Below are 23,214 nucleotides of genomic sequence, written 5' to 3' on the forward strand. Positions count from 1 at the left end.
AGTGATAGGAGCCAGAGCTATGGAGTGCCTAGTTAACTTGCACTGGGTGAAAAAAAAGCCCCACCGGGCTGGTGGGGCTATTTAATAAATTGGCTAGCTAGTGAGTAACCTCTGCAGTTTATCGCGCTGTGCTTCAATGTGGCTACGATCGGGGCTTTGTTCTTTACAATGCTCAAGAATAAACTCTATAGAGCTTAGTACAGTTCGCCAACGAGGAGTCTTAGGTAGCGTCTCGATACGTAGGTATTTATCTAAGGTTCGTGTTTGGAGGGTGCTTCTGTCTAAGTACACTCGCCAAAGGCCGCTTTGTTCCGCAAAAGCAAATTTACTCTCTCCAGTAGCAGACTCCCAGTAATCTAGGGCGTGAATCATGGTATCAACCAGTATTTCCCGCATTAGATCCTGCTTATCCTTCTTGTTACCCAGCGCTTTATCAGCTAGGCGTGTAAACTCGCCACCCAGTTCCTTCAGCTTTTGTAGTTGGTCTTTATCACCATCAAATGCATAGCTAGACAATACTTCTACAGCCGTTTCCAGATTGTAAATTCGAGTCGCGCTTGCCCCCCCTCCAACGTTAAAGATATACATAACATCGAGGCCTGAACCTTCAGGAAGCTTGAGGATATCCGCTTCAATATTTTGGCGAACATCTTCAACATAAATATCAATTTTTCCGCAGTAATGAGGCTGTTTAACGGTCAAATATTTAGGGGCGATAAGCTCGTCTGCAGATGAGCGTCGCAACTGTTCTAGGCTGCGCTTAAACAGTTTGCAGGCAGCCTCATTCGCAAATCGAATTCGTTGGTCTTCCCGTAAACATATGATCGCTTCAGGAGCGGACTCTAGTTGCTCTAAAAGTCGCCCTTGAGTTTCTAGCAAGCTAGCTTCTACTTGAGCGCGTTGCTTTAGTTCACTCTCAAGCTGCTTATTCTCGATTCGACGTTGCTCTGCCTTACTTGCGGTTAAATGTGCTTGAATCCTTGCTGCTAGTTCATGCTTATTGAATGGCTTGGATAAATAGTCATTCGCGCCAGCTTCAAATCCTCGAACACGATCTTCAGTTTGATTGAGTGCAGTGAGCATAATGACGGGAAGTTCGGCATGATCGTAGTGTTTACGTAGTTCGCTACAAACTTGGTAGCCACTCATTCCAGGCATCATGATATCAAGCAATAACAGCTCAGGTTTTTCTTTCTCAACAAGCTCTAGTGTTTCTGGACCATCGGTTACCGTTCTTACTCGGTAGCCTTCAAGGCGTAAGAAGCTTTCTAGCACACGTAGGTTTACAGGCTCATCATCAGCAACATACAGTAGTGGACCGTCCGGGTTCTCCGGAAGTGAAGGCTCCTCATTTACTTCGACTCCGTTTTCTGGCACCTGGAAATGGCCACGAACTGAAAGGTTTTGAGTCAGAGAGATCTCATCTTCACTTGCTACAGGTAGCGTGAAACTAAATGTAGTACCAACCATCGGTTGGCTACTTACGTAGAGAGAGCCGCCCATCAGTTCAATCAATTGACGGCTGATCGATAGGCCGAGCCCAGCACCTTGGCGGTATCGGGTGGAGTCTTGGCCTGCTTGAATCAGAGGTTCAAAGATGTGCTCTAATTGCTCCGCTGGTATCCCTTGTCCTGTATCTACAACTTGCACTCGGATGTGATCGTCTATCACACCTGCTGAAATAACAATTTTACCTTCAGATGTGTACTTAATCGCATTGCCAATAAGGTTATAGAGAACTTGTTCTAAGCGCTGAGGGTCGGCCGATACTGGAACAAGATCACTAGGAACTTGATTGATAATCCGAATCGTTTTGTTGCCTAACAAGTGGCTAGACAGCTCAAGAACCAGTTGCGTAGCACTTGGTAAGTTAACGGCAGATTTTTGAATATCCATACTGCCGTAGCGCATCTTATGGTAATCAAGTAGGTCGTCAACTAGGCTGGCGAGTCGTTGGCCACTTTTAATAATGATATCGAGCTGGTATTTCTGGCTCGCGGGAATGACTCCGTTCGCGCCAGAAACTAATGTCTCGGCAATGCCAACCATCCCATGTAATGGTGTTCTTAACTCGTGAGAAGTGGTGGCAAGGAATTCATCTTTGAGCTTATCAGCGAGCTGCAAATCCTCATTTTGCTTTTGAATGAGTTTAATGTTGCTCTCTAGTTCGGCATTTTGTTGTTTAATCGTCTGGATTTTTTCGCGGATAGAGCGCTGCATTCGTTCGAAGCTGATTGCCAGGCGACCGATTTCGTCTTTTCGTTCAGTATTAAAAGTCGTTTCATCTAGATCACCAGCGGATACTTTCTCTGCTGCCCAAGTCAGCTTAAGTAAAGGGGATGTGATGAAGTTAGATAGGTAGTGCGATGCAATAATCACTAGAATAATGGCGATAAACATCGCGATAACAAACAACTTTTCTAATTGATGCACGCGAGCAAAGGCGAGTTTTTCTGGCAATTGAACAACTAGCGCCCAAGTAATCCCTCGATTGCTGATTGGCGCAAATGCAGCCATGATATCTTCACCCACTCCATTGGTGTAGGTTTCTACGCTAGTTTCACCTTGTAGCGCCTTATCAACCACAATTAAGCTATTGTTAATTTCGTTACTTTTGGTGTTGATTGTCCTTGGTTTATGATCAGACCCAACTAAAAGAGTTTCGATAGGTGTGTCACGGTTGATCTCCGCTATTAATTTGGTGATCCCGTTACTCGGTAGGCGGAACATTGCATAGCTGTGTAGGTAGCCTTGTTGGATAATTGGAGCGCCAAGCCAAGCAACTTGTTTACCGTTTTCTACGTCAAAGTCTGAAATAACAACTGGCGTATAGTCTTCATTGACTTTACGGCGAGCACTTACATCTTCAGATAGACGCTTGAATGTTCTGCCTAAAGCCGCATCTTTATAGCGTCCTGTTAGTAGGTTGGTACCGTAGTTGTCATCTTTGTTGATTGAATACGTCACGTTGCCGTCAATATCGACCAATAGAATGTCGTTGAAGTCAGAACGTTTAAGCAGCTCTAGGTATGCCCAGTGATAACGTTTATGTAGTAGTCGATAACGCTCACTACCTACGTAATTGGAAGATTCGGGTAAAATCGACGTTTTTATCTGATCACCACTACCTTTTATGTAGCGTTGCTGTGCATTTTCACGAGATTCTTCTTCACTTTGACCCAAGCGATTAAATGCATTCACGAGACCATAGAAGCGTCCGCCGCTCGCGTATGCGAGCTCAGAACGAACAAAGCCCATGACTTCGGTTTCTTGGGCTGCAAAATAATCTAAGATTTGCTGCTGCTTAGTATCACGGACAGAGAGAAGATGAGATGTACTCTGTTCTTGTAAATCTTTACTGTGTGATTGTAGGAAGAAAATCGCAGTGATCGTCAAAGGCGTAATACTTAAGACCAGAAATGCGGTCATGAGAGTATTCTGCAGTCGCTTAAATTTCTGCTTTTTGTAAAACTTAAACATGGGATGGTTACAACTCATAAATCGGTAAGTTGTTGAAGATAAGACTTACCTTGGTTCTCGTTAAAAACGGATAAGAAGTTAATTCGTTAGAATTAACAAAATTAACGAGTTTTTTTTCTTTGACAAGAAAGTTGGTTGTAAACCGTGCTGAACAACGCAAATTTTCGCGGGAGAGGCAACTAATGTGTGAATAACGCACAGTAATTCTACTGTGCGTTACTAAAAACGTTATTTTTTTGCGTAGTAAATAGAGAACTTGTTGGTCTTATTTAGCGTCTCGCAATTATTGAATGCTTGCTCAATAATTGGTGGGTATTTCAAGAAACTATTAGCCACGATTACCATCTCACCATCGGCTGTCATGTACTGTGGTGCTTGACCTAACAGCGTTTCTGCCGCGTTGTAGTTGGTATCTAAACCGCTGTGAAAGGGTGGGTTACTGATGATAAAGCGATAGTCATTGGCGGTATCAGAGTAAATATCTGACGCAAATACGCGGCCAGTTATCCCATTCGCCTCTAATGTTGCTTGGCTAGAGGTGATCGCGTATGCGTTAATATCACACATCTCAATCGCGATCTCTGGGTTTGCTTTAGCCATAAAGGCACCAAGCACACCTGCTCCACAGCCAAAATCGAGCACTTTGCCAGACAGTTTAGGCAGGGTTTCAAGCAGTAAGCGACTACCTAAGTCAAATTCACCATGACTGAATACACCAGGAAGGCTCTTAACCGTAAGTGATTGCTCACCCAGAGTGATGGAGTAAGACTTAAACCAGTCGGCTTGATTGAACGGTTTCGGTTCGTTAAGGCAAGTGCCCCAATAGAACGAACAGCGACGTGCAGAGTCGTATTTGTTCACAGGGCCATATTCTTTGAACATCTTCTCAATGCTCTTGATGCCTGAGCGGTTCTCACCAACGACGACGATTTCTGTGTTGATGCCTAACTTTGCCATCAACATTGCCAGTAAGTATTCTGCTTCCGCCTTGGCTTTTGGCCAGTATAAAAGCACCATGTCTGCTTGAGTCTCAATATCAAACTCTGACCCAAAGTGACTCTTCACTTTGTCCGATGCACGAATTTGACGGTAGTAGCTGTAGTTAGAAGTAAACACTTCAACAGACTCACAATGAGCTACTAGCTCAAGAGGAAACAGGTCTTCAACTTCCCCTGCAACTAAAACGTGTTTGCCGTTGAAGTATTCAAGTTGGCGCTGAGCTATTTGGCTAGGAGCGATATAAGCAGACATAAATTTGGTTCATCAGAAATAATTAGGGCCAGATTTTCGCATAATCTGGCCCAAGCTTGAAGTGAATAAGCGGTTGCTAGCTATTGTCTTGTTGATTGAGGAAGTCTTTAAACTCCTCTTCGTAGATATTGAACAGCACCATGGTCACGGCAAAGATCAACGGACCATAAATAAGACCAATTAAACCAAACAGATGCAGACCACCTAGCAGCGAGAAGAAGATCATTAGCGTGTTCATGCCTGCACTGCCTTGCATTAGCAGTGGACGCAGTAAGTTGTCGATTGAGCCAACCACGACCACACTCCACGCTGTTAGGAATATAGCCCAAGTTGTGTCGCCAGTTAGGAACAAGTAAGCGGCAGCTGGAATCCAAATTAGCGCCGTGCCAACTACAGGGATAAATGACGCAAAGCCCATCATAGTGCCCCAGAACAAGCCTGGGAAACCAGCGAGCCACATACCGATACCACCAGCAAAGCCTTGAGCAATCGCGGTTAAGAATGACCCCATTACAGCGGATTTCGAGACCTGTTCAATCTCGGTCAGGATCTTATCTTCTTGGCTGCGAGAGAGCGGCAGAATATGACGCATCGCTGAGATGATCTTGTCGTGGTCACGTAATAGGAAGAACAACACGAACAGCATCAGGAAGAAGTCCATCAGGAAGTTGGTTGCGTCTCCTAGGATTTTGGCACTGATAGCAACAAGGTTTGAACCAAATGATGTCGCGAATTGACCAATTTTCTCAGCGATAGCTTGTGGTTCGATTTTGTCGAAAGGTAAGTACTCATTAACCAGTGCTAACCCTTTGACAACCCAAGGGTGTTGGAAGATATCTTGGATACCACCATTGCTTACCCACTTGTAGGTGTTTTGCGAAAATACCGACCCTTGCTGCACGATAGCAGCGAATACAAACAATAATGGAATCACAATAATAAAGGTGAGAACCACACAAGAGAGCAGTGAAACCAAGTTTTTGTGGTTAGGTAATTTTCGTTCGAACCACTCATGTATTGGGAACATGAGCAGAGAAATAATAAACGCCATTACGATCGAGTTGATGTAAGGCTCGACCAATAAATAGCAGGCAAAAGCAGCGGCGAGCAGCGCAACAACTAGCACTCGATGACTCGACGTGATTTTTACATTATTCGGCATGTGATTAATCCAACTTACGGATGATTTACGTTTTACGCCTTATACCACAGCGCAAAATCTTTATTACTTTGCACCGACGATTCTTTCAAGCTTATGACATAGCTGAATTGGGAAGGGGCAATTGACCTTGTTATAATGACCACAAATCAGACGGTTATCAATCAAGAGATGGAAAAATGGGCTGTTGTAGCGGCGATAAGAAGTGTAAAAGTGAAAAGAAAGCCAAACGTATACCGTGGTTTGGTATTGTTCTTGGCGTGTTAGCTATCCTCGTGATTGTGAATTGGCAAGCCTAATCCAGATAATAAAAAAGGACCTTGAAGGTCCTTTTTTTGGAATTAGTTTTCTGGTAAAGAACGCTTATTTTGCTTCTTCAGCCAGAATCGCAAAACAGCGATCAGCAGCTTCTAGTGTTGCATCGATTTCTTTTGAACCGTGAGCAAGCGAAGTAAAGCTTGCTTCGAATGCTGATGGTGCAAGGTATACACCGTGTTTTAGCATTAGGTGGAAGAAACGCTTGAAGCGCTCGACATCGCACTTAGTCACGTCTTCGTAGCAAGTTACGGTTTCTTGGTCAGTGAAGAAGAAGCCGAACATGCCGCCCACTTGGTTTACTACCATTGGGATACCGTGCTTTTCTGCCAGTACTTTGAAGCCTTCAGCAAGTTGTTTGGTTTTTGCTGCAAGACGTTTCTCGTTGCCTTCTTCTTTTAGCAGGTTCAAACATGCAAAGCCCGCAGCCATTGCTACAGGGTTACCTGAAAGTGTGCCTGCTTGGTAAACGGGACCTGTTGGCGCAACGTATTGCATGACTTCTTTACGACCACCGAAAGCACCCACTGGCATACCGCCACCGATTACTTTACCTAGGGTCGTTAGATCTGGTTTGATGTTGTAGTGTGCTTGTGCGCCGCCTAGTGCTACGCGGAAGCCTGTCATTACTTCATCAAAAATCAGTAGTGCACCTTCTTGGTCACAGATTTCACGTAGACCTTCGTGGAAACCTTCTACTGGTGGGATACAGTTCATGTTGCCCGCTACTGGTTCAACGATGATACATGCGATCTCGCCTTTGTTTGCCGCGAACAACTCACGTACTGAATCTAGATCGTTGAATGTTGCGGTTAGCGTGTGCTTAGCAAAGTCAGCAGGAACGCCAGGAGAGCTTGGTTGGCCTAGAGTTAGAGCACCAGAGCCGGCTTTTACTAGCAAGCTGTCTGCGTGACCGTGGTAACAGCCTTCAAACTTCATGATTTTGTCACGGCCAGTAAAGCCACGAGCAAGACGGATAGCGCTCATGGTCGCTTCTGTACCAGAGCTCACCATGCGGATTTGTTCCATAGATGGCACTAGCTCAGACACAAGCTCAGCCATTGCAATTTCCATCTCAGTTGGTGCACCAAAACTTAGGCCACGTTGTGCTGCATCGATAACGGCTTCACGAATAACAGCGTGGTTGTGACCTAGAATCATTGGACCCCAAGAGCCAACGTAATCAATGTACGCTTTACCATCGGCATCAAAAATCAGGGCACCGTCTGCTCGTTCGATAAATAGCGGAGAGCCGCCAACGCCGTTGAATGCACGAACTGGTGAGTTCACACCGCCAGGAATGGTTTGCTGAGCTTTTTGATATAGCTCTGATGATTTGGTCATGGGGTTATCCTCTTTTGATTGCTCGGACCAAGTGGAGCGCATTGTACCTAGCTAATCTCAAGTTAGAAACGTTTTGGGTAATTTATGTGTAGTCTAGCGGTGTAATCTTACATATCAGCATCTGATCTAAAGAATCGGCGGTGAATACTTGAACGAGTTGGTCAGGTATTGGATAATCGCTCTAATTAGCATAAATTTGACGTCTTGCTTCAGGCTTGACGCATTACACGAGTGAGAGAGGTCTTCGTGAGCGAAGTAAACGTACCATTGTCTTTTTCTGATGCTGCAGCATCACGCGTTAAAGCGCTGATTGCGGAAGAAGAAAACCCAGCACTGAAATTACGCGTATACATTACTGGTGGCGGTTGTAGCGGCTTCCAATACGGCTTCACATTTGATGAAAGCGTAAATGAAGGTGACACTACGATCGAAAACAGTGGCGTAACACTGGTTGTAGACCCAATGAGCCTGCAATACTTAATCGGTGGCGTGGTTGATTACACGGAAGGTTTAGAAGGAGCGCGCTTCTTCGTTAACAACCCAAATGCAACGACAACCTGTGGTTGTGGTGCATCATTCAGTGTGTAGTTAACACCGCAACAGGCAGCCAATTGGCTGCCTGAGTTTTACGTAGCAGGAAGTCACGTAAACGCAGTCCCTGCTTTCACGATGAAGTGGGGGATAAAAATAAAAAGGACTTTATATGTCTGGAACTTCTTTCGGACGTCGCATTGTCGAACGTCCATGGCTAGTCTCGCTAACACTTGTCATCGTTTTGGCTGTTTGGCTCGCAATGGGTCAACTCAACGCACAAGACGAATCGGTCTCTTCTCTATCCACTCAATCAGATGACACACCTGTCGCAAAGGTGATGTTTAACTCTTTTTCCGCGCAACCAACCAGTAAAACCATAGAACTGTATGGACGGACTGCACCAAATCGACAAGCTCGCTTAGGGGCTGAAGTCGCAGGTAAGATAGTCAGCTTGAATGTTCAGAAAGGGCAGCGTGTTAAACAAGGGCAGGTGATTGCTAACATTGATGAGCGCGATCTCGATATTCAGCTTCAGCGCGCCAAAGCGATGTTGCGCGTAAAAGAAAAAGAATTTAAAGCGGCAGAATCTTTGAAGAACCGAGGTCTGCAAGGTGAAGTCGCTTTTGCCACTGCTCAAGCAGCGCTTGTTGATGCTCGTGCAAACTTCAGTAATGTTGAAACTGCCCTTAAAAACACCAAAGTAAGAGCGCCATTTAATGGCATTCTTGACCATCGATTCGTTGAAGTGGGTGATTTTGTTGGTGTCGGTGACCCTATTGCGACCGTGATTGACTTAGAGAAGTTAGTCATTGAAGCGGATGTGAGTGAGCGTCATATCCAATATTTAAAAGAGGGTCAGCAAGCTGATGTTAGAACCATCGATAACATCCATCATCAAGGCCTCATCCGCTATATCGGGCGCGTATCTTCTACTTCGACCAATACCTTCCCAATTGAGATTGAAATTAGCAACGATGAAAGTGCAATGCCTGCGGGTGTTAGCGCTGAAGTGGTATTGTCGCTTAGTGAAGTGATGGCAGTGAAAGTAACCGCAGCCATGCTCGCGTTAGATGAAGCAGGTAATCTTGGTATCAAAACGCTTCGAGACCAACATGTCCATTTTGTGCCGATTCAACTTGTGAAAGCCGAGAAAGATGGCGTTTGGCTATCAGGCTTGGGTGACCAAGTGGACATCATTGTACTTGGGCAAGGTTTTGCGCGTGATGGTGATTTAGTGATGGCGACCAAAGTGGATGACGCCATTGAAGCCGTGAACCAGCAATAAGGAGGCAATATGTTTGCTTTGATTGATGCTGCGTTATCGCGTGCACGTACGATGTTAACTTTGCTAGTGATGATTCTTATTGCTGGCGTGATTACCTACATTACGATTCCTAAAGAATCGAGCCCAGACATTACAATCCCAATCATTTATGTGTCAGTAGGGCACCAAGGTATTTCTCCAACAGATGCGGAGCGTTTATTGGTTCGTCCAATAGAGCAAGAGCTGCGTTCTATCGAAGGGGTAAAAGAGATGACCTCGGTGGCCTCTGAAGGGCATGCCTCAGTGACATTGGAATTTAGTGTTGGTGTTGACCTAGCTGAGGCCATGGCTGATGTGCGTGATGCGGTTGATCTCGCTAAGCCCAAACTGCCAGCAGATAGCGATGAGCCGACAGTAAACGAGGTAACATTTGCTTCCGAGGAGCCGGTTCTCACACTGGTTTTGTATGGCACGGTTCCTGAGCGCACCACAGTGCAGATTGCTCGTGCACTGCGTGACAAGCTAGAAAGCTATCGTCAGGTATTGGAAGTTGATATTGCCGGTGATCGTGAAGACATCGTTGAGATCGTGGTCGATCCGCTATTGATGGAAAGTTACGGTTTGGATCAAGCCGATATCTACAATTTGATTGCTTTAAACAACCGAGTGGTTGCTGCCGGCTTTGTCGATACGGGTTATGGTCGCTTCTCGGTTAAAGTCCCTTCCGTATTTGATTCTCTAAAAGACGTATTAGAGTTGCCGATCAAGGTTAATGGTAAAGAGGTGATCACTTTTGGTGATGTTGCGACAGTGCGCCGAGCCTTCCGTGACCCTGAAAGCTTTGCTCGCTTGGATGGTGATCCGGCTGTCGTATTGAATGTTAAAAAACGTGCGGGCGAAAACATTATCGAAACGGTTGAACTCGTTAAGCAAGTCCTAGTTGAAGCTCAAAAGCGAGCGGATTGGCCAAATAACCTGCAAGTTAAGTATACGTGGGATCAGTCTGACGATGTCAAGCTGATGCTTAGTGATCTACAAAACAATATCCTTTCCGCGATTATCTTAGTGGTTATCGTCATTATCGCGATACTTGGTGTGCGAACCGCTCTCTTGGTAGGCATTTCCATTCCTGGCTCATTCCTTACGGGCTTATTGGTGCTTTCGGTATTTGGCTTAACGGTCAACATTGTCGTGCTCTTCGCGCTGATCATGGCAGTCGGTATGCTGGTGGATGGTGCTATCGTGGTGACCGAATTTGCTGATAGGCGTATGCAAGAAGGTACGCCACGTAAAGAAGCATATCGAGACGCGGCAAAACGGATGGCTTGGCCTATTACGGCATCTACTGCGACTACTCTTGCTGCGTTTGCTCCGCTATTGTTCTGGCCGGACATTACGGGCGAGTTCATGAAGTACTTGCCATTAACCTTGATTGCGACGTTAACAGCTTCGTTAATGATGGCGCTGCTGTTCGTGCCGGTCATTGGTGGAATTATTGGTAAGCCACAAGTGGTTAACCCTAAAAGCCAGCAAGAGATGATTGATCTTCATAATGGCGAGTTTGATAAGGCCACCGGTATTACCAAGCTTTACTATCAAACGCTCTCGGTCGCTATCAAGCATCCACTGAAAGTTCTATTCAGCGCCATACTACTCGCTGGTGGTGTCGGCTTTACTTATAACAAAGCGGGACTAGGGGCGGAGTTCTTCCCTGAAGTGGATCCCGCTTTCTTTACTGTCAAAGTGCGTTCTTATGGTGATTTGTCGATCAATGAGAAAGACATCGTAATGAAAGAGATTGAGAAAGTAATGTTAGGGCATGATGAGTTTGAAAGTGTCTACACGCGCACAGGCTCCGATTCAAATGACGGTGATGAGATTGGTCAAATTCAGATTACCCCTGTTGACTGGCAATATCGCCGTAAAGTGAAAGACATCATTGAAGAACTCAAACAAACCACTAACCAATTCTCAGGCGTGGAATTGGAGTACAAATTCCCCGATGCCGGACCACCAGTTGAGCATGATCTCGTGATTGAAATGTCGGCGCAAAATTCAAGCATTGACCAATTAGACAGTGCAGCCAAAGTGGTTCGTCACTGGGCTGATCGTAACCCCGCGCTAACTAACTTGAGTGATACCACTAATAAAGAAGGGATTGATTGGCAGATTGATATCCGCAGGGACGATGCTTCTCGCTTTGCCGCTGATGCGACTCTAGTTGGTAACACCGTCCAGTTTGTCACTAACGGTTTGAAGATTGGTGATTATCTGCCTGATGATGCTGATGAAGAAGTCGATATCTTAGTACGTTATCCACAAGATAAGCGGGATATCGGGCGCTTTGATCAGTTGCGAGTAAAAACGGCAGTGGGCTTAGTACCGATCACTAACTTTGCGCAAATTAAACCGGATCATAAGCAGGATACGATTCGTCGTGTTGATGGACGCCGAGTGGTAAATATCAAAGCGGATATGGTTGAGGGGTATAACCTCGCACTGGAGCTGCCAAAGATAACGGCGGAAGTGGCACAATTGGGTTTACCTGCTGGGATTGAGTTTAAAATTCGTGGGCAAAACGAAGAGCAAGAGAACTCTTCCGCTTTCTTGCAAAGTGCCTTTATGGTTGCTCTTGGTGTGATGGCGCTTATTTTGATTACTCAGTTTAACAGCTTTTATCAAGCTTTCTTAATCCTAAGTGCTGTGCTGTTCTCTACCGTCGGTGTGTTTGTTGGACTGCTGATTTTCCAAAAGCCATTCGGCATTATTATGTCCGGTATTGGAGTGATCGCGCTGGCTGGGATAGTGGTGAACAACAACATCGTACTGATTGATACTTATAACCAAATGCGCAAGCGAGGATTAGAAAAATCAGACGCGATTTTGCGTACGGGCGTACAACGTCTGCGCCCAGTGCTATTGACCACGGTAACAACGATACTTGGCTTGTTGCCGATGGTATTAGAGATGAACATCGATTTGGTGAACCAGAAAATAGAATTTGGTGCACCGAGCACACAGTGGTGGTCGCAGTTAGCCACTGCAGTCGCTGGTGGTTTGGCTTTTGCGACTGTGTTGACCTTGGTGCTGACACCGTGTTTGTTGATGCTTGGCCGTGAACACAATATTGATGAACCTGACCCTAAAACAAAAGAGGCAGCTTAGGCTGCCTCTTAGTCACTGTTCAATTTAAATCGTTTTAATTACTTCATTGCGAGCAATTTACTGTAGCGATCTAGTTTAGCCATGCTGATTTTCGCATTCGCCATAAAGGTTTGCTTTGCTTTGCCGGTTAGCGATTTGGACTGTGGTAATTTAACCGTTCTCGCATTCTTATGAACGCCGTTGACTAAAAACTCATAGTGTAAGTGCGGACCAGTTACTCGACCTGTTCCACCCAAGGTGCCGATAGTTTGTCCTTGTTTAACACGTTGGCCTGTTTTTACCATTCTCTTAGTTAAGTGTAAGTACTTGGTAATGTAAGTATTACTGTGCTTAATAAAGACATAGTTACCGTTGAACTTATTATAAGCAGATTTCTGTACGACACCGTCACCAGCTGCCCAAATTGGCGTACCCACCGGAGCAGCATAGTCTGTACCTCGGTGAGGGCGGACTTTGCCAGTCACAGGGTGTAAACGACGAGGGTTGAAGTTTGATGTTACACGACGAAAATCCAAAGGTGCACGCAAGAAAGCTTTCTTCATGGCGCGGCCGTTCTCGTCGTAGTATTTCCCCGTTTTCTCATCCAAAATAGCGGTAAACTTATCGCCTTGGTTGTGGAATATTGCTGCGATGATTTTGCCGCGTCCAATCACTTCACCTTCAACCACCTCTTCTTGATAAAGTACGCGAAAAGTGTCGTTTTTACGAATGTCCAAAGCAAAGTCGATGTCCCAACCAAAGATCCCAGCCAGCTCCATAATCTGGTTAGCATTTAAACCCGAAGAAATGCCGGCATTCCAGAAGTTAGATTTGATGGTCGCTTCAGCGTAGTTGTATTGGTAATCGACTTCTTTTTTATCAACTTGAGAGATGTATTTGCCACCCTCAGACTTAATTCTAAATGTCTCGAATGCATTGAGTGTGCGTTTTAGCTGAACAAAATCATTGTTCTCATCAAAACCAAACTTAAGCTCGTCTCCTGGACGAAGGCGGGTAAGCTGATTTTTGATCTCTTTATTAGTTGTAATCAGGTCGTGGAGAAGACGAGGTGATAAGCCGATACGATTGAATAGCACCGCAGCACTCTCACCATCTTTCACCGTATGCGTTTCCCATCTTAGCACTGAAGGAAGTGAACTAAGGGATGGGTTAGATAAGTTTGTTGGTAGAGAAAGGGGGACAGGGTAATGCTGGCCGATTTCTAATCGGCTTTGCTCTGGTGCTAGGTCTTGAGGATCGGGTAAAAAAAACAGTGCAACAACAATGAGAGCACTAAAAACACCGATCAATACTTTGTGCAAGAGTGGAAGTCGGACAAAAAATGAATGCATGAGTATTGGATAACTGATTTAAACGTAAAAAATGACAACTACCTAGTCTAACGTGTTTCAAAATGCATCGCTATTCAAGTAAGATGTCCAGCTATTAACTTTTTGCCAAATCTGTGGGAGTGAACAAGAATGGCGAGCATTGAAGCTGCACTAGCCGAGATTAAGCGCGGTGTTGAAGAGCTGATTCCAGAAGAAGAGCTTATCGCAAAACTAAAAGAAGGTCGTCCTCTACGTATTAAATTAGGCGCCGATCCAACAGCACCTGATATTCACCTAGGCCATACGGTTATTTTCAATAAGCTTCGCTTGTTCCAAGAACTAGGTCATGAAGTGACGTTCCTAATCGGTGACTTCACTGCAATGGTTGGTGACCCAACAGGTAAGAACACAACTCGTCCACCGCTAAGTCGTGAAGACGTTCTACGTAACGCTGAAACGTACAAAGAGCAGGTGTTCAAGATCCTAGACCCAGCTAAGACTAAAATTCAGTTCAACTCTGAGTGGCTATCTGAGCTAGGCGCAGAAGGTATGATTCGTCTTGCTGCGAACCAAACTGTTGCTCGTATGCTTGAGCGTGACGACTTTAAAAAGCGTTATGCAGGTGGTCAGCCAATCGCTATCCACGAGTTCATGTACCCACTGCTTCAAGGCTGGGATTCAGTAGCAATGGAAACTGACGTTGAACTGGGTGGTACTGACCAGAAGTTCAACCTACTAATGGGTCGTGAACTGCAAAAATCTCACGGTCAAAAACCTCAAGTTGTACTGATGATGCCGCTTCTAGTTGGTTTAGACGGCGAGAAGAAGATGTCTAAATCTTCAGGCAACTACATTGGTATCAGCGAAGCGCCAAGCGAAATGTTTGGTAAGATCATGTCTATCTCAGACCTTCTAATGTGGAGCTACTACGAGCTATTGTCTTTCCGTCCTCTAGAAGAGATTGCACAGTTCAAAGCGGATGTAGAAGCAGGTAAGAACCCACGTGATATCAAAGTTCTGCTAGCGAAAGAAATCATTGCGCGTTTCCACAGTGAAGCTGATGCAGACGCTGCTGAGCAAGAGTTCGTGAACCGTTTTGCTAAAAACCAAATCCCTGACGAAATGCCAGAGTTTGATTTTGAAGCAGGCACTCCAGTAGCAAACCTACTGAAGGAAGCGGGTCTATGTGCTTCAACTTCTGAAGCAATGCGTATGGTTAAACAAGGCGCTGCTAAGATCGAAGGCGAGAAAGTTGCTGATGCGAAGTTTGCTCCTGAAGCTGGCACTTACGTATTCCAAGTCGGTAAACGTAAATTCGCACGTATTACTATTAAGTAATCAATAACTGTTCAAAATGAAAGCGCCTATATGGCGCTTTTTTTGTATGAAAATTTGGTGAATTAGCCTGAGATGAACTGTAAAAGTTGCTTAACTTTGCTACTATACGCGCGCTGCTAAGTGAGCAGCTTTATCGGAGATTTACATGAACAATACCGACCATCCTCCCAGTTGCTGGGTGAGTAAGATAAAGGGAGCGAAATAACCCGCTTCGGTATTGGCGATCTCCGCCTTACCTGAGTGGTGAGGCATCTTTTCTTCTAGTTTTCCTTCTTGTTATTTCCTTTCATAAATTCTGAATAGACAGTGCTTTGGCATTGATGTTTTCGTGCGCCCCGAGTTTCAAATATATGAATTGGGTGTATTGAACGTTGTTTGCGTGCGTTGTCGATGGTCGTTACCAATGCCAATCGGGAGATTCGCCATGACGGTAATGAACAACACTTTTATTGAAACAACACCAAACTTTTCTGAAGTAGAAATTGGTGCCGCTCGTAATGCGTTTTTGCAATACGAGCAAGAGCAGCAACTGCACTTACTAACAATCATGCCTATTGATGAGGCGGTTGGTATCTTGCAACACTGCTCGGTTGGCTATGTAAATAGCCTTATTGCTCAACTTGAACAAGCTGGGCATGACAAACGTGCTCGTCACTATGCTCATCAGTTAGGCCTGCATATGTCTGAAGTTGATACACCTGACGGTTATCTTTCCACGAGCGTACTAGGGCATGTGAAGCAGCGTATTGGTTGGATCATTGCACTCGCGTTGCTCGGAATTGTGTCTGGTTTAATCATAGCGCAGTATGAAGACACCTTGAGCCAGCTCGTTTTACTTGCGGTGTACATGCCAGTGATTGCTGCTGCGGGTGGCAATACGGGGACACAAGCTGCAACCTTGGTCATTCGTGCTCTTGCAACAGGGGAGCTTAAGAAGCGCCAATGGTTAGAAGTTCTATGGAAAGAAAGCCGCGTAGCGCTATTTATTGCATTAGCGATCGCCGTTGTGATGGTGGGGCGTATTATGCTTTTTAGCAACGGGCAGTCAACGGGCGGCTTTGCGCTAGAAGATATCGCATTGGCTATTGCAGTTGCACTATTTATTCAGGTGACTATTTCTACCACGCTTGGCGGTTTGCTACCTATTATTGCTCGAGCTTTTAAACTGGACCCTGCCGTATTGGTGAGTCCAGTATTAGCATCGATTGTCGATATATCAGGGATGTGGATCTACTTTACCGTGGTGAACTACTTCTTAGGCATTGCTTGACTGAAGTTCACAATGTCTTGGTAGAACAGTTTTTCAAAACGGGTGATAGGGGCGATGACAGGTTTGTTAGCGTCCCTTTTTTCTGGGAAGTAGTCCGACACAAACTGAACAAACAAGGTGTTTGGCTTGCCGTTTTTATCAAGTCCATAACCCGCCATATTATACGTCCCGTAAAGCGAACCACTTTTCGCGATTAATTGCCCTTTTATTGGTGCTTTACGCATACTCTGTCTGTATTTCAAAGTGCCTGATTCACCAGATTTAGGCATGATTGCAATCAGGTTTAGCTCTTTATCATGCTTCCATATGTAACGAAGGATGTCTGCCATTGATGCGGCTGAGATACGGTTATTACGCGATAAACCAGAGCCATCTTCAAGCTGCGCATTTTTTATATCAATAGATGTATTGGCGAATATGATTTGCTTAATCGCTTCGGTACCATTTCTAAAACTGCCAGGCTGAATATAAAAATGGTGGCCTAGAGTCTTCGTTAATGTATCTGCAATTAGGTTGTCTGAGCGCTTTAACATTTCTTCAAGCAAGGCTGGCAAAGCTTTAGAGTGGTGGCTTGCGATAAGCTTCGTGTTGATGCCATTGGTTGGAGCTCCAATCAATACTTGCCCATGGAGCTTAATCCCTTTTTGGCGCAGTAATGTATAGACGATACGACTGGTATACGCTCTAGGGTCTTGCACCGCAAATTTAAGTGGCAGCGGCTTATCACGTTTAACTAGGCACCCTTTGAGCTCGTATTGGTTTGAGGAGTGTGCAATAAGGTCTAAGTCACAATGTTTTGCTTTCTGAGCCGATTTGCTAACGGTAATTGCTGAGGTTGAAACATGGATTGGTTGATGCTCTGGGACAAATACCCGCGTTTTACCATTGTCTTGAGTATAAATCGACGCCTGAACACAATTCTCATTTAATGTAATCGCACTGGCTGGGGCACTGTAACACACGCCTAGAATATCCCATGGCCAGCCTACGGCGCGGTCATACCCAACAAACATAGCGTCATCTAACCAGACATTTCCTTTAATTTCGGTAATACCATTTTCTTTTAGTTGATCCAGCAGGTTACTCAAGTCTTTGCTTGTTAACGTGGGATCGCCACTAAATGACATGACAAGATCGTCATTAGCTTTAGAAAGGCTGGTGGCAAAGGTGAAACTATCTCCGAGCTCTAACTTTGCCGCTAGTGCGGTGACGACTTTTAGGGTGCTTGCAGGCGGAAACAGCTGAGAACTTGGTGCTGAGCCTAGCAGCTCAGTTTGGTCACTCAATTTTTCTGCGACTAGGCTAAGGCGCACCCCATCAGGAAGTACCTCTTGATATGGATACGCATGGGCAATCATGCTGAAGCAATAAAAGAAAAAGCAAATTGGCCAATGTATACGCATGGTGATGATACTTTCTTGTGGTAGATGAGGAGAGTATATACTGAATTGGTGTGAATATCTGAATACAAAAATGCCCGCAATGTGCGGGCATTTCTTCAAGTCTAAAGACTCAATTAGAAGTCGTAGCGTAGGCCTAGTGCTAGCTCGTCTTCAGCATCGATCTTAGAAGCAACTGTGTTACCACCAACTTTACCTAGTTTATCGCCAGAGTCGATTAGGTTGAAGTTGTATGATACGTAACCACGGAAGTTAGGCTTGAAGTAGTAAGATGCGTCAACTGCGAAGTTGTTTGCAGATGTTTCGTTGTTTGTTTCTGCGTTGTTGTACGTAGAAGTAAATACTGTTTGACCTAGAGTGTAAGCACCTGCTAGTTCGTAACCTGTGTAGTCGCCATCTTTCTTAGCTTTTTCACCGTCAGTGAATACACCAGCGAAGTATAGATCGCCCATTGTGTAAGACGCTGCAAGCATGTATTCGTTAGCTTCGTCTTGATCTGCGTAACCAGCACCTAGCTCAAGACCTGTGTCTGCGAAAGCGTAGATTGCAGATAGAGAGTAACCGTCTTCACCGTTGTCTGTGTACTCAGTACCAGCAGTGTTTTCGATACGGTCAGCGAAACGGTAGCTTGCTTTAACAGCTAGGTTTTCGAATTGACCTTTGTAAGCAAGCATGTTGTCTGCACGGTCTGCTACAGCTAGCTTGTCTGCTGCTGAGTTACCAGCGTATGCCATGATATCTGTGAAGTCAGTGATAACGCCTAGTGCACCGTCGTTTTTACCGTAAGTCACTTCACCGAATGCGCCACCTAGACCAGCGTATGCGTAACGAGTAGTTAGATCGCTGCTGTTGTTGTCTACTTTACCTTCATCAGAAGTAGTGAATTCGCCTTCCCAGAAACCAACGCCGTATAGGTTGTCGTTGATCGCTTGTGTACCAAGGAAGTTTAGACGGATGCGAGATTTGTCTGCTACATCGCCATCTTTCATAGATAGACGTGCTTCAGCGCGGCCGCCCATTTCTAGAGAAGTGCCGTCTTGGTTGTAAAGTTCAGCTGCGTTAACGCCAGTTGCCATAGCTGCTGCAGATACAGAAAGAGCAATTAGAGTCTTTTTCATCTTATTTGTCCTAGTTAGCTGTCCATAATCATTGTTTTATGGGGGAGAGGTAATCTCTCACAAGTTACTGTTATGCGTATAGTTTCATTTGTGAGAAAACTTCACTTTCGAAAACACTATGACGTAATAACTTGCCGGACATGTTTTACTGCTAAAGTTTCATTATGAGTTAGTAAAATGATATAAATTGAACTGATGAACACTGTTCGATTGTTGGTTTTTATAATTTAAGTTGTTGTATTTTATTGGATATGTCGTAGTTTGCTTGGTTCTGACATTGATTTGTTTTTATCTTTTTTGATGTTTTTGTGTGTGGCTAGCTAGTTGTTTTTCAATAATTTGAGATGTGTCTCGAAACTAAGTTTGCTGCATTTAAGTGCATTACATCACGTTATTTCGACGGTTTTTAAATTAGGGTGATTTCACCCTAGAGTTTGTTTAAACTAGAAGAAATGCATCAATTAACTCACTACCTAATCTTTTAGATTGGGTAGGTTTTTTTTGTCCAAAGAACCCTTTGGCCTTGAGGTTATATAATGGAAAAAGTTCCAATGACACTGCGTGGTGAACAACTCCTGCGCACAGAACTAGATCGTCTACTTAAGCTTCGCCCTCAAATATCTGAAGCGATCGCAGAGGCTCGTGAACTAGGTGATTTAAAGGAAAATGCGGAGTATCACGCAGCACGCGAAGAGCAAGGCATCTGTGAAGCTCAGATTCGTGATATTGAGTACAAGCTGTCTGTTGCTCAAGTGATTGATGTAACGAAAATGGATAACACTGGTAAGGTTATCTTTGGTTCGACAGTTACCCTGATCGATTGTGATACAGAAGATGAGAAAACTTACCAAATCGTTGGTGATGACGAAGCGGATATCAAAGCTGGCCGTATTTCTATTAGTTCACCGATTGCCCGCGGCTTGATCGGTAAGATGGAAGGTGACGAAGTCGTGATTCAGACCCCTGGCGGTGCTAAAGACTTTGAAATCGACAGCGTAGAGTACGTCTAATACTGTTGTTTAAATACAAAAAAGGTCGCATTAAGCGACCTTTTTTTCTGAAGCTAAGAACTGAAATTACTTGCGTGGAATTTCGATCTTACGTTCTTCAGATTGACGGTATAGGACAAGTGTTTTACCAATAACTTGTACTTTTTCTGCGCCAGTTTCACGCACAATAGCATCAATGATTAGCTGCTTTGTTTCACGGTCTTCTGATGCAACTTTAATCTTGATCAGTTCGTGGTGGTTCAGAGCGATTTCAATTTCTGCTAGCACGGCTTCTGTAAGTCCATTTGCGCCCATTAGCACAACAGGTTTTAAACTGTGAGCTAGGCCTTTTAGGTGCTGCTTTTGTTTGGTGCTTAGGTTCATTACGCGGCCAATTTTCTTTAAAATAAGGGTTGAAAAAAGCTATTTTAACGCCATCTATTGCTGAAGACTATAATTTATTGAGTAATAGGTTGAGCCTATTAGAACAATAGCTCCTAATTACGCCTTGTTGGGATTAAAATGAGTAAACAAAAACATTCGGCTAGTTCTGGTCGTTGGTTGAAAGAACACTTTGATGATAAGTATGCAAATGAAGCTCGTAAGAAAGGCTACCGTTCACGTGCTTACTTCAAGATAGACGAGATCCAAACAAAAGATAAATTGTTGAAACCTGGGATGACTGTTGTCGATTTAGGCGCGGCTCCAGGCGGATGGTCTCAATATGCTGCTAAGATAATAGGTGAAGAAGGTCAAATCATCGCGTGTGACTTGCTACCTATGGATCCAATCGCTGGTGTAAGCTTCCTGCAGGGAGACTTTAGAGATGAGGCGGTCTTAGATGCTTTATTAGAACGAATCCAACCTTCGATGGTTGACGTAGTAATGTCTGATATGGCGCCTAATATTGCTGGTAACAACTCTGTAGATCAGCCGAGAGCTATGTATTTAGTTGAATTGGCTTTAGATATGTGTCGACAAGTTCTAGCACCTAATGGTAGCTTTGTCGTAAAGGTTTTCCAGGGTGAAGGCTTCGATCAATTTGTGAAAGAAGTCCGAGACATGTTTAAAGTCGTAAAAATCAGAAAACCAGACTCATCGCGAGCTCGCTCACGAGAGGTATTTGTTGTAGCCACTGGTTACAAAGGTTAACTATTTCGCTCGTTTAGAGCATGGTTAACACTATAGCTACAGCTTATAAACTGTAGTACCCTACCTTTAATTACAATTAGTTATCGAGAGGCTGACACCTTGAGTGACATGGCAAAAAATTTAATTCTGTGGCTTGTTATCGCTGTCGTGTTGATGTCGGTATTCCAGAGCTTTGGCCCTGGAGAGAGCAATGGCAGAACCGTGGATTACACCACGTTTGTACAGGAAGTTGGCCAAGGCCAGATTCAAGAAGCAACTTTTAAAGACGGTGAAATTAGTTTCGTTCGTCGTGGCGGTGGTGCCAAAATGGTCACTTACATGCCAGTGTATGATCAGAAGCTTCTAGATGACCTAATTAACCAAAACGTGAAAGTGCAAGGTACGCCTCCTGAAGAGCAAAGCCTACTTGGCACAATTTTCATTTCTTGGTTCCCAATGATCTTACTGATTGGTGTATGGATTTTCTTCATGCGTCAAATGCAAGGCGGCGGCGGTAAAGGCGCTATGTCTTTCGGTAAGAGTAAAGCTCGCATGATGAGCGAAGAACAAATCAAGACAACTTTTGCGGATGTTGCAGGTTGTGACGAAGCAAAAGAAGACGTAAAAGAACTGGTGGACTACCTACGTGATCCAAGCCGCTTCCAGAAATTGGGCGGTAAGATTCCGACGGGCGTTCTAATGGTTGGTCCTCCTGGTACTGGTAAAACGCTATTAGCGAAAGCCATTGCAGGTGAAGCAAAAGTACCATTCTTTACTATCTCTGGTTCTGACTTCGTAGAAATGTTTGTTGGTGTTGGTGCATCTCGTGTGCGTGACATGTTTGAACAAGCGAAGAAAGCAGCACCTTGTATCATCTTCATCGATGAGATCGATGCGGTTGGTCGTCAACGTGGTGCAGGTGTTGGTGGTGGTCACGATGAACGTGAACAAACGCTAAACCAAATGCTTGTAGAGATGGATGGTTTTGAAGGCAACGAGGGTATCATTGTTATCGCTGCGACTAACCGTCCTGACGTACTTGACCCTGCGCTATTGCGTCCTGGCCGTTTTGACCGTCAAGTGGTTGTTGGTCTTCCAGACGTACGTGGTCGTGAGCAGATCCTAAAAGTTCACATGCGTAAAGTGCCTCTAGCGGGTGACGTAGAGCCTTCTCTAATCGCACGTGGTACTCCAGGCTTCTCTGGTGCTGACCTAGCAAACTTAGTTAACGAAGCGGCTCTATTCGCTGCACGCGGTAACAAGCGCAACGTTTCTATGGTTGAGTTTGAACTGGCAAAAGACAAGATCATGATGGGTGCAGAGCGCCGATCAATGGTGATGTCTGAAGAAGTGAAAGAATCAACAGCATACCACGAAGCGGGTCACGCAATTGTTGGTCGTTTGGTTCCTGAACACGATCCAGTGTACAAAGTGTCTATCATTCCACGTGGTCGTGCGTTGGGTGTGACGATGTACCTACCTGAGCAAGACCGTGTGAGCATGTCTCGCCAACACCTAGAATCAATGGTTTCTAGCTTGTACGGTGGCCGTCTAGCGGAAGAGCTTATCTACGGTGCTGACAAAGTATCGACAGGTGCTTCTAACGATATCGAACGTGCAACAGACATTGCGCGTAAAATGGTAACGCAATGGGGCTTCTCTGAAAAACTTGGTCCGCTACTTTACGCGGAAGAAGAAGGTGAAGTGTTCCTAGGTCGTAGTGTGACTCAGACTAAACACATGTCTGATGACACGGCAAAACTTATTGATGATGAAGTTCGTAAGATCATCGACCGTAACTATGACCGTGCGAAGAAAATCTTGGAAGACAACATGGACATCATGCATGCGATGAAAGATGCGCTAATGAAGTATGAGACCATTGATGCTGGCCAGATTGAAGACTTGATGGAGCGTAAGACTGAGATTCGTGAACCTGCTGGTTGGGGCGATAAGCCTGCAAGCAAACCAGAAGACAACGATAAGCCTCAGGCTAAACCTGAAGCAAAAGCTGAAGAGAAGTCGGAAGAGTCTACAAAACCAGTAGAGCAACCGGCATCTCAAGAAGCGACTTCAAGCGAAGCGCCAGAAAAGAAAGACTCTGAATAAAGAGTAGCCTTTGATAATAAACCCCGAGTTAAGCTCG

16 protein-coding genes are annotated in these 23,214 nt (G+C 44.8%); 8 read left to right on the plus strand and 8 right to left on the minus strand.

All coding sequences use genetic code 11. From position 1 onward, the window contains the following. Window positions 1–93: 93 nt before the first annotated feature. From BSZ04_RS11210 to hemL, 4 genes are all read right to left on the minus strand, one after another. The gene (locus BSZ04_RS11210) at window positions 94–3,480 is read right to left on the minus strand and encodes a response regulator (protein WP_010450108.1); all 3,387 of its coding nucleotides are present in this window, start codon (window positions 3,478–3,480) and stop codon (window positions 94–96) included. A gap of 228 nt (window positions 3,481–3,708) precedes the next feature. After that, a complete protein-coding gene (gene rsmC, locus BSZ04_RS11215) occupies window positions 3,709–4,731 on the minus strand; it encodes a 16S rRNA (guanine(1207)-N(2))-methyltransferase RsmC (RefSeq protein WP_038883889.1) in 1,023 nt (340 codons plus the stop codon). 76 nt (window positions 4,732–4,807) lie between these two features. Beyond that, window positions 4,808–5,893: an AI-2E family transporter gene (locus BSZ04_RS11220; protein WP_088880410.1), complete on the minus strand. Its 1,086-nt coding sequence runs from the start codon at window positions 5,891–5,893 to the stop codon at window positions 4,808–4,810. Between the two features lie 360 nt (window positions 5,894–6,253). After that, window positions 6,254–7,549, minus strand: coding sequence for a glutamate-1-semialdehyde 2,1-aminomutase (gene hemL / locus BSZ04_RS11225; RefSeq protein ID WP_005425271.1), 1,296 nt, complete (start codon window positions 7,547–7,549; stop codon window positions 6,254–6,256). Window positions 7,550–7,795: 246 nt separating this feature from the next. Between hemL and erpA the strand changes: the two genes are divergently transcribed. The 3 genes from erpA (at window position 7,796) to BSZ04_RS11240 (ending at window position 12,512) form a co-directional block, all read left to right on the plus strand. Continuing rightward, window positions 7,796–8,137, plus strand: coding sequence for an iron-sulfur cluster insertion protein ErpA (erpA, locus tag BSZ04_RS11230; protein ID WP_005449174.1), 342 nt, complete (start codon window positions 7,796–7,798; stop codon window positions 8,135–8,137). 115 nt (window positions 8,138–8,252) lie between these two features. After that, window positions 8,253–9,368: an efflux RND transporter periplasmic adaptor subunit gene (locus tag BSZ04_RS11235; RefSeq protein ID WP_088880411.1), complete on the plus strand. Its 1,116-nt coding sequence runs from the start codon at window positions 8,253–8,255 to the stop codon at window positions 9,366–9,368. A gap of 9 nt (window positions 9,369–9,377) precedes the next feature. Then, entirely contained in the window at window positions 9,378–12,512 is a 3,135-nt protein-coding gene (locus BSZ04_RS11240; RefSeq protein ID WP_088880412.1) for an efflux RND transporter permease subunit, read from the plus strand. Window positions 12,513–12,550: 38 nt separating this feature from the next. Here BSZ04_RS11240 and BSZ04_RS11245 read toward each other — a convergent pair whose 3' ends face one another. Beyond that, window positions 12,551–13,843 (minus strand): peptidoglycan DD-metalloendopeptidase family protein, encoded by a 1,293-nt coding sequence (locus BSZ04_RS11245; RefSeq protein WP_088880413.1) that lies wholly within the window; start codon window positions 13,841–13,843, stop codon window positions 12,551–12,553. A gap of 129 nt (window positions 13,844–13,972) precedes the next feature. Between BSZ04_RS11245 and tyrS the strand changes: the two genes are divergently transcribed. Continuing rightward, window positions 13,973–15,160: a tyrosine--tRNA ligase gene (tyrS, locus tag BSZ04_RS11250; protein ID WP_088880414.1), complete on the plus strand. Its 1,188-nt coding sequence runs from the start codon at window positions 13,973–13,975 to the stop codon at window positions 15,158–15,160. A gap of 424 nt (window positions 15,161–15,584) precedes the next feature. Then, entirely contained in the window at window positions 15,585–16,430 is an 846-nt protein-coding gene (locus BSZ04_RS11255; protein WP_010450092.1) for a magnesium transporter, read from the plus strand. On the opposite strand, the gene dacB is transcribed toward BSZ04_RS11255, so the two are convergent. Both dacB and BSZ04_RS11265 read right to left on the minus strand, forming a co-directional pair. Then, a complete protein-coding gene (gene dacB, locus BSZ04_RS11260; protein ID WP_088880416.1) occupies window positions 16,409–17,833 on the minus strand; it encodes a serine-type D-Ala-D-Ala carboxypeptidase in 1,425 nt (474 codons plus the stop codon). The two genes, BSZ04_RS11255 and dacB, sit on opposite strands and share 22 nt — an antisense overlap. Before the next feature lie 113 nt (window positions 17,834–17,946). Further along, window positions 17,947–18,948 carry a porin gene (locus BSZ04_RS11265; protein ID WP_088880417.1) on the minus strand — a complete coding sequence of 334 codons (1,002 nt, stop codon included), beginning with the start codon at window positions 18,946–18,948 and terminating at the stop codon, window positions 17,947–17,949. A 536-nt stretch (window positions 18,949–19,484) separates the two neighbouring features. On the opposite strand from BSZ04_RS11265, the gene greA reads away from it, so the two are divergent. Continuing rightward, window positions 19,485–19,958: a transcription elongation factor GreA gene (greA, locus tag BSZ04_RS11270; protein WP_010450086.1), complete on the plus strand. Its 474-nt coding sequence runs from the start codon at window positions 19,485–19,487 to the stop codon at window positions 19,956–19,958. Between the two features lie 66 nt (window positions 19,959–20,024). On the opposite strand, the gene yhbY is transcribed toward greA, so the two are convergent. Further along, window positions 20,025–20,321, minus strand: coding sequence for a ribosome assembly RNA-binding protein YhbY (gene yhbY / locus BSZ04_RS11275; protein WP_010450084.1), 297 nt, complete (start codon window positions 20,319–20,321; stop codon window positions 20,025–20,027). Between the two features lie 138 nt (window positions 20,322–20,459). Here yhbY and rlmE point away from each other — a divergent pair, with 138 nt between their 5' ends. Together rlmE and ftsH are read left to right on the plus strand one after the other, a co-directional pair. Further along, a complete protein-coding gene (rlmE, locus tag BSZ04_RS11280) occupies window positions 20,460–21,089 on the plus strand; it encodes a 23S rRNA (uridine(2552)-2'-O)-methyltransferase RlmE (protein ID WP_010450082.1) in 630 nt (209 codons plus the stop codon). Between the two features lie 108 nt (window positions 21,090–21,197). After that, window positions 21,198–23,177, plus strand: coding sequence for an ATP-dependent zinc metalloprotease FtsH (ftsH, locus tag BSZ04_RS11285; protein ID WP_162531057.1), 1,980 nt, complete (start codon window positions 21,198–21,200; stop codon window positions 23,175–23,177). Window positions 23,178–23,214 lie beyond the last annotated feature (37 nt).

Source organism: Vibrio rotiferianus (genome assembly GCF_002214395.1).
GTDB classification, from domain to species: Bacteria; Pseudomonadota; Gammaproteobacteria; order Enterobacterales; family Vibrionaceae; genus Vibrio; species Vibrio rotiferianus.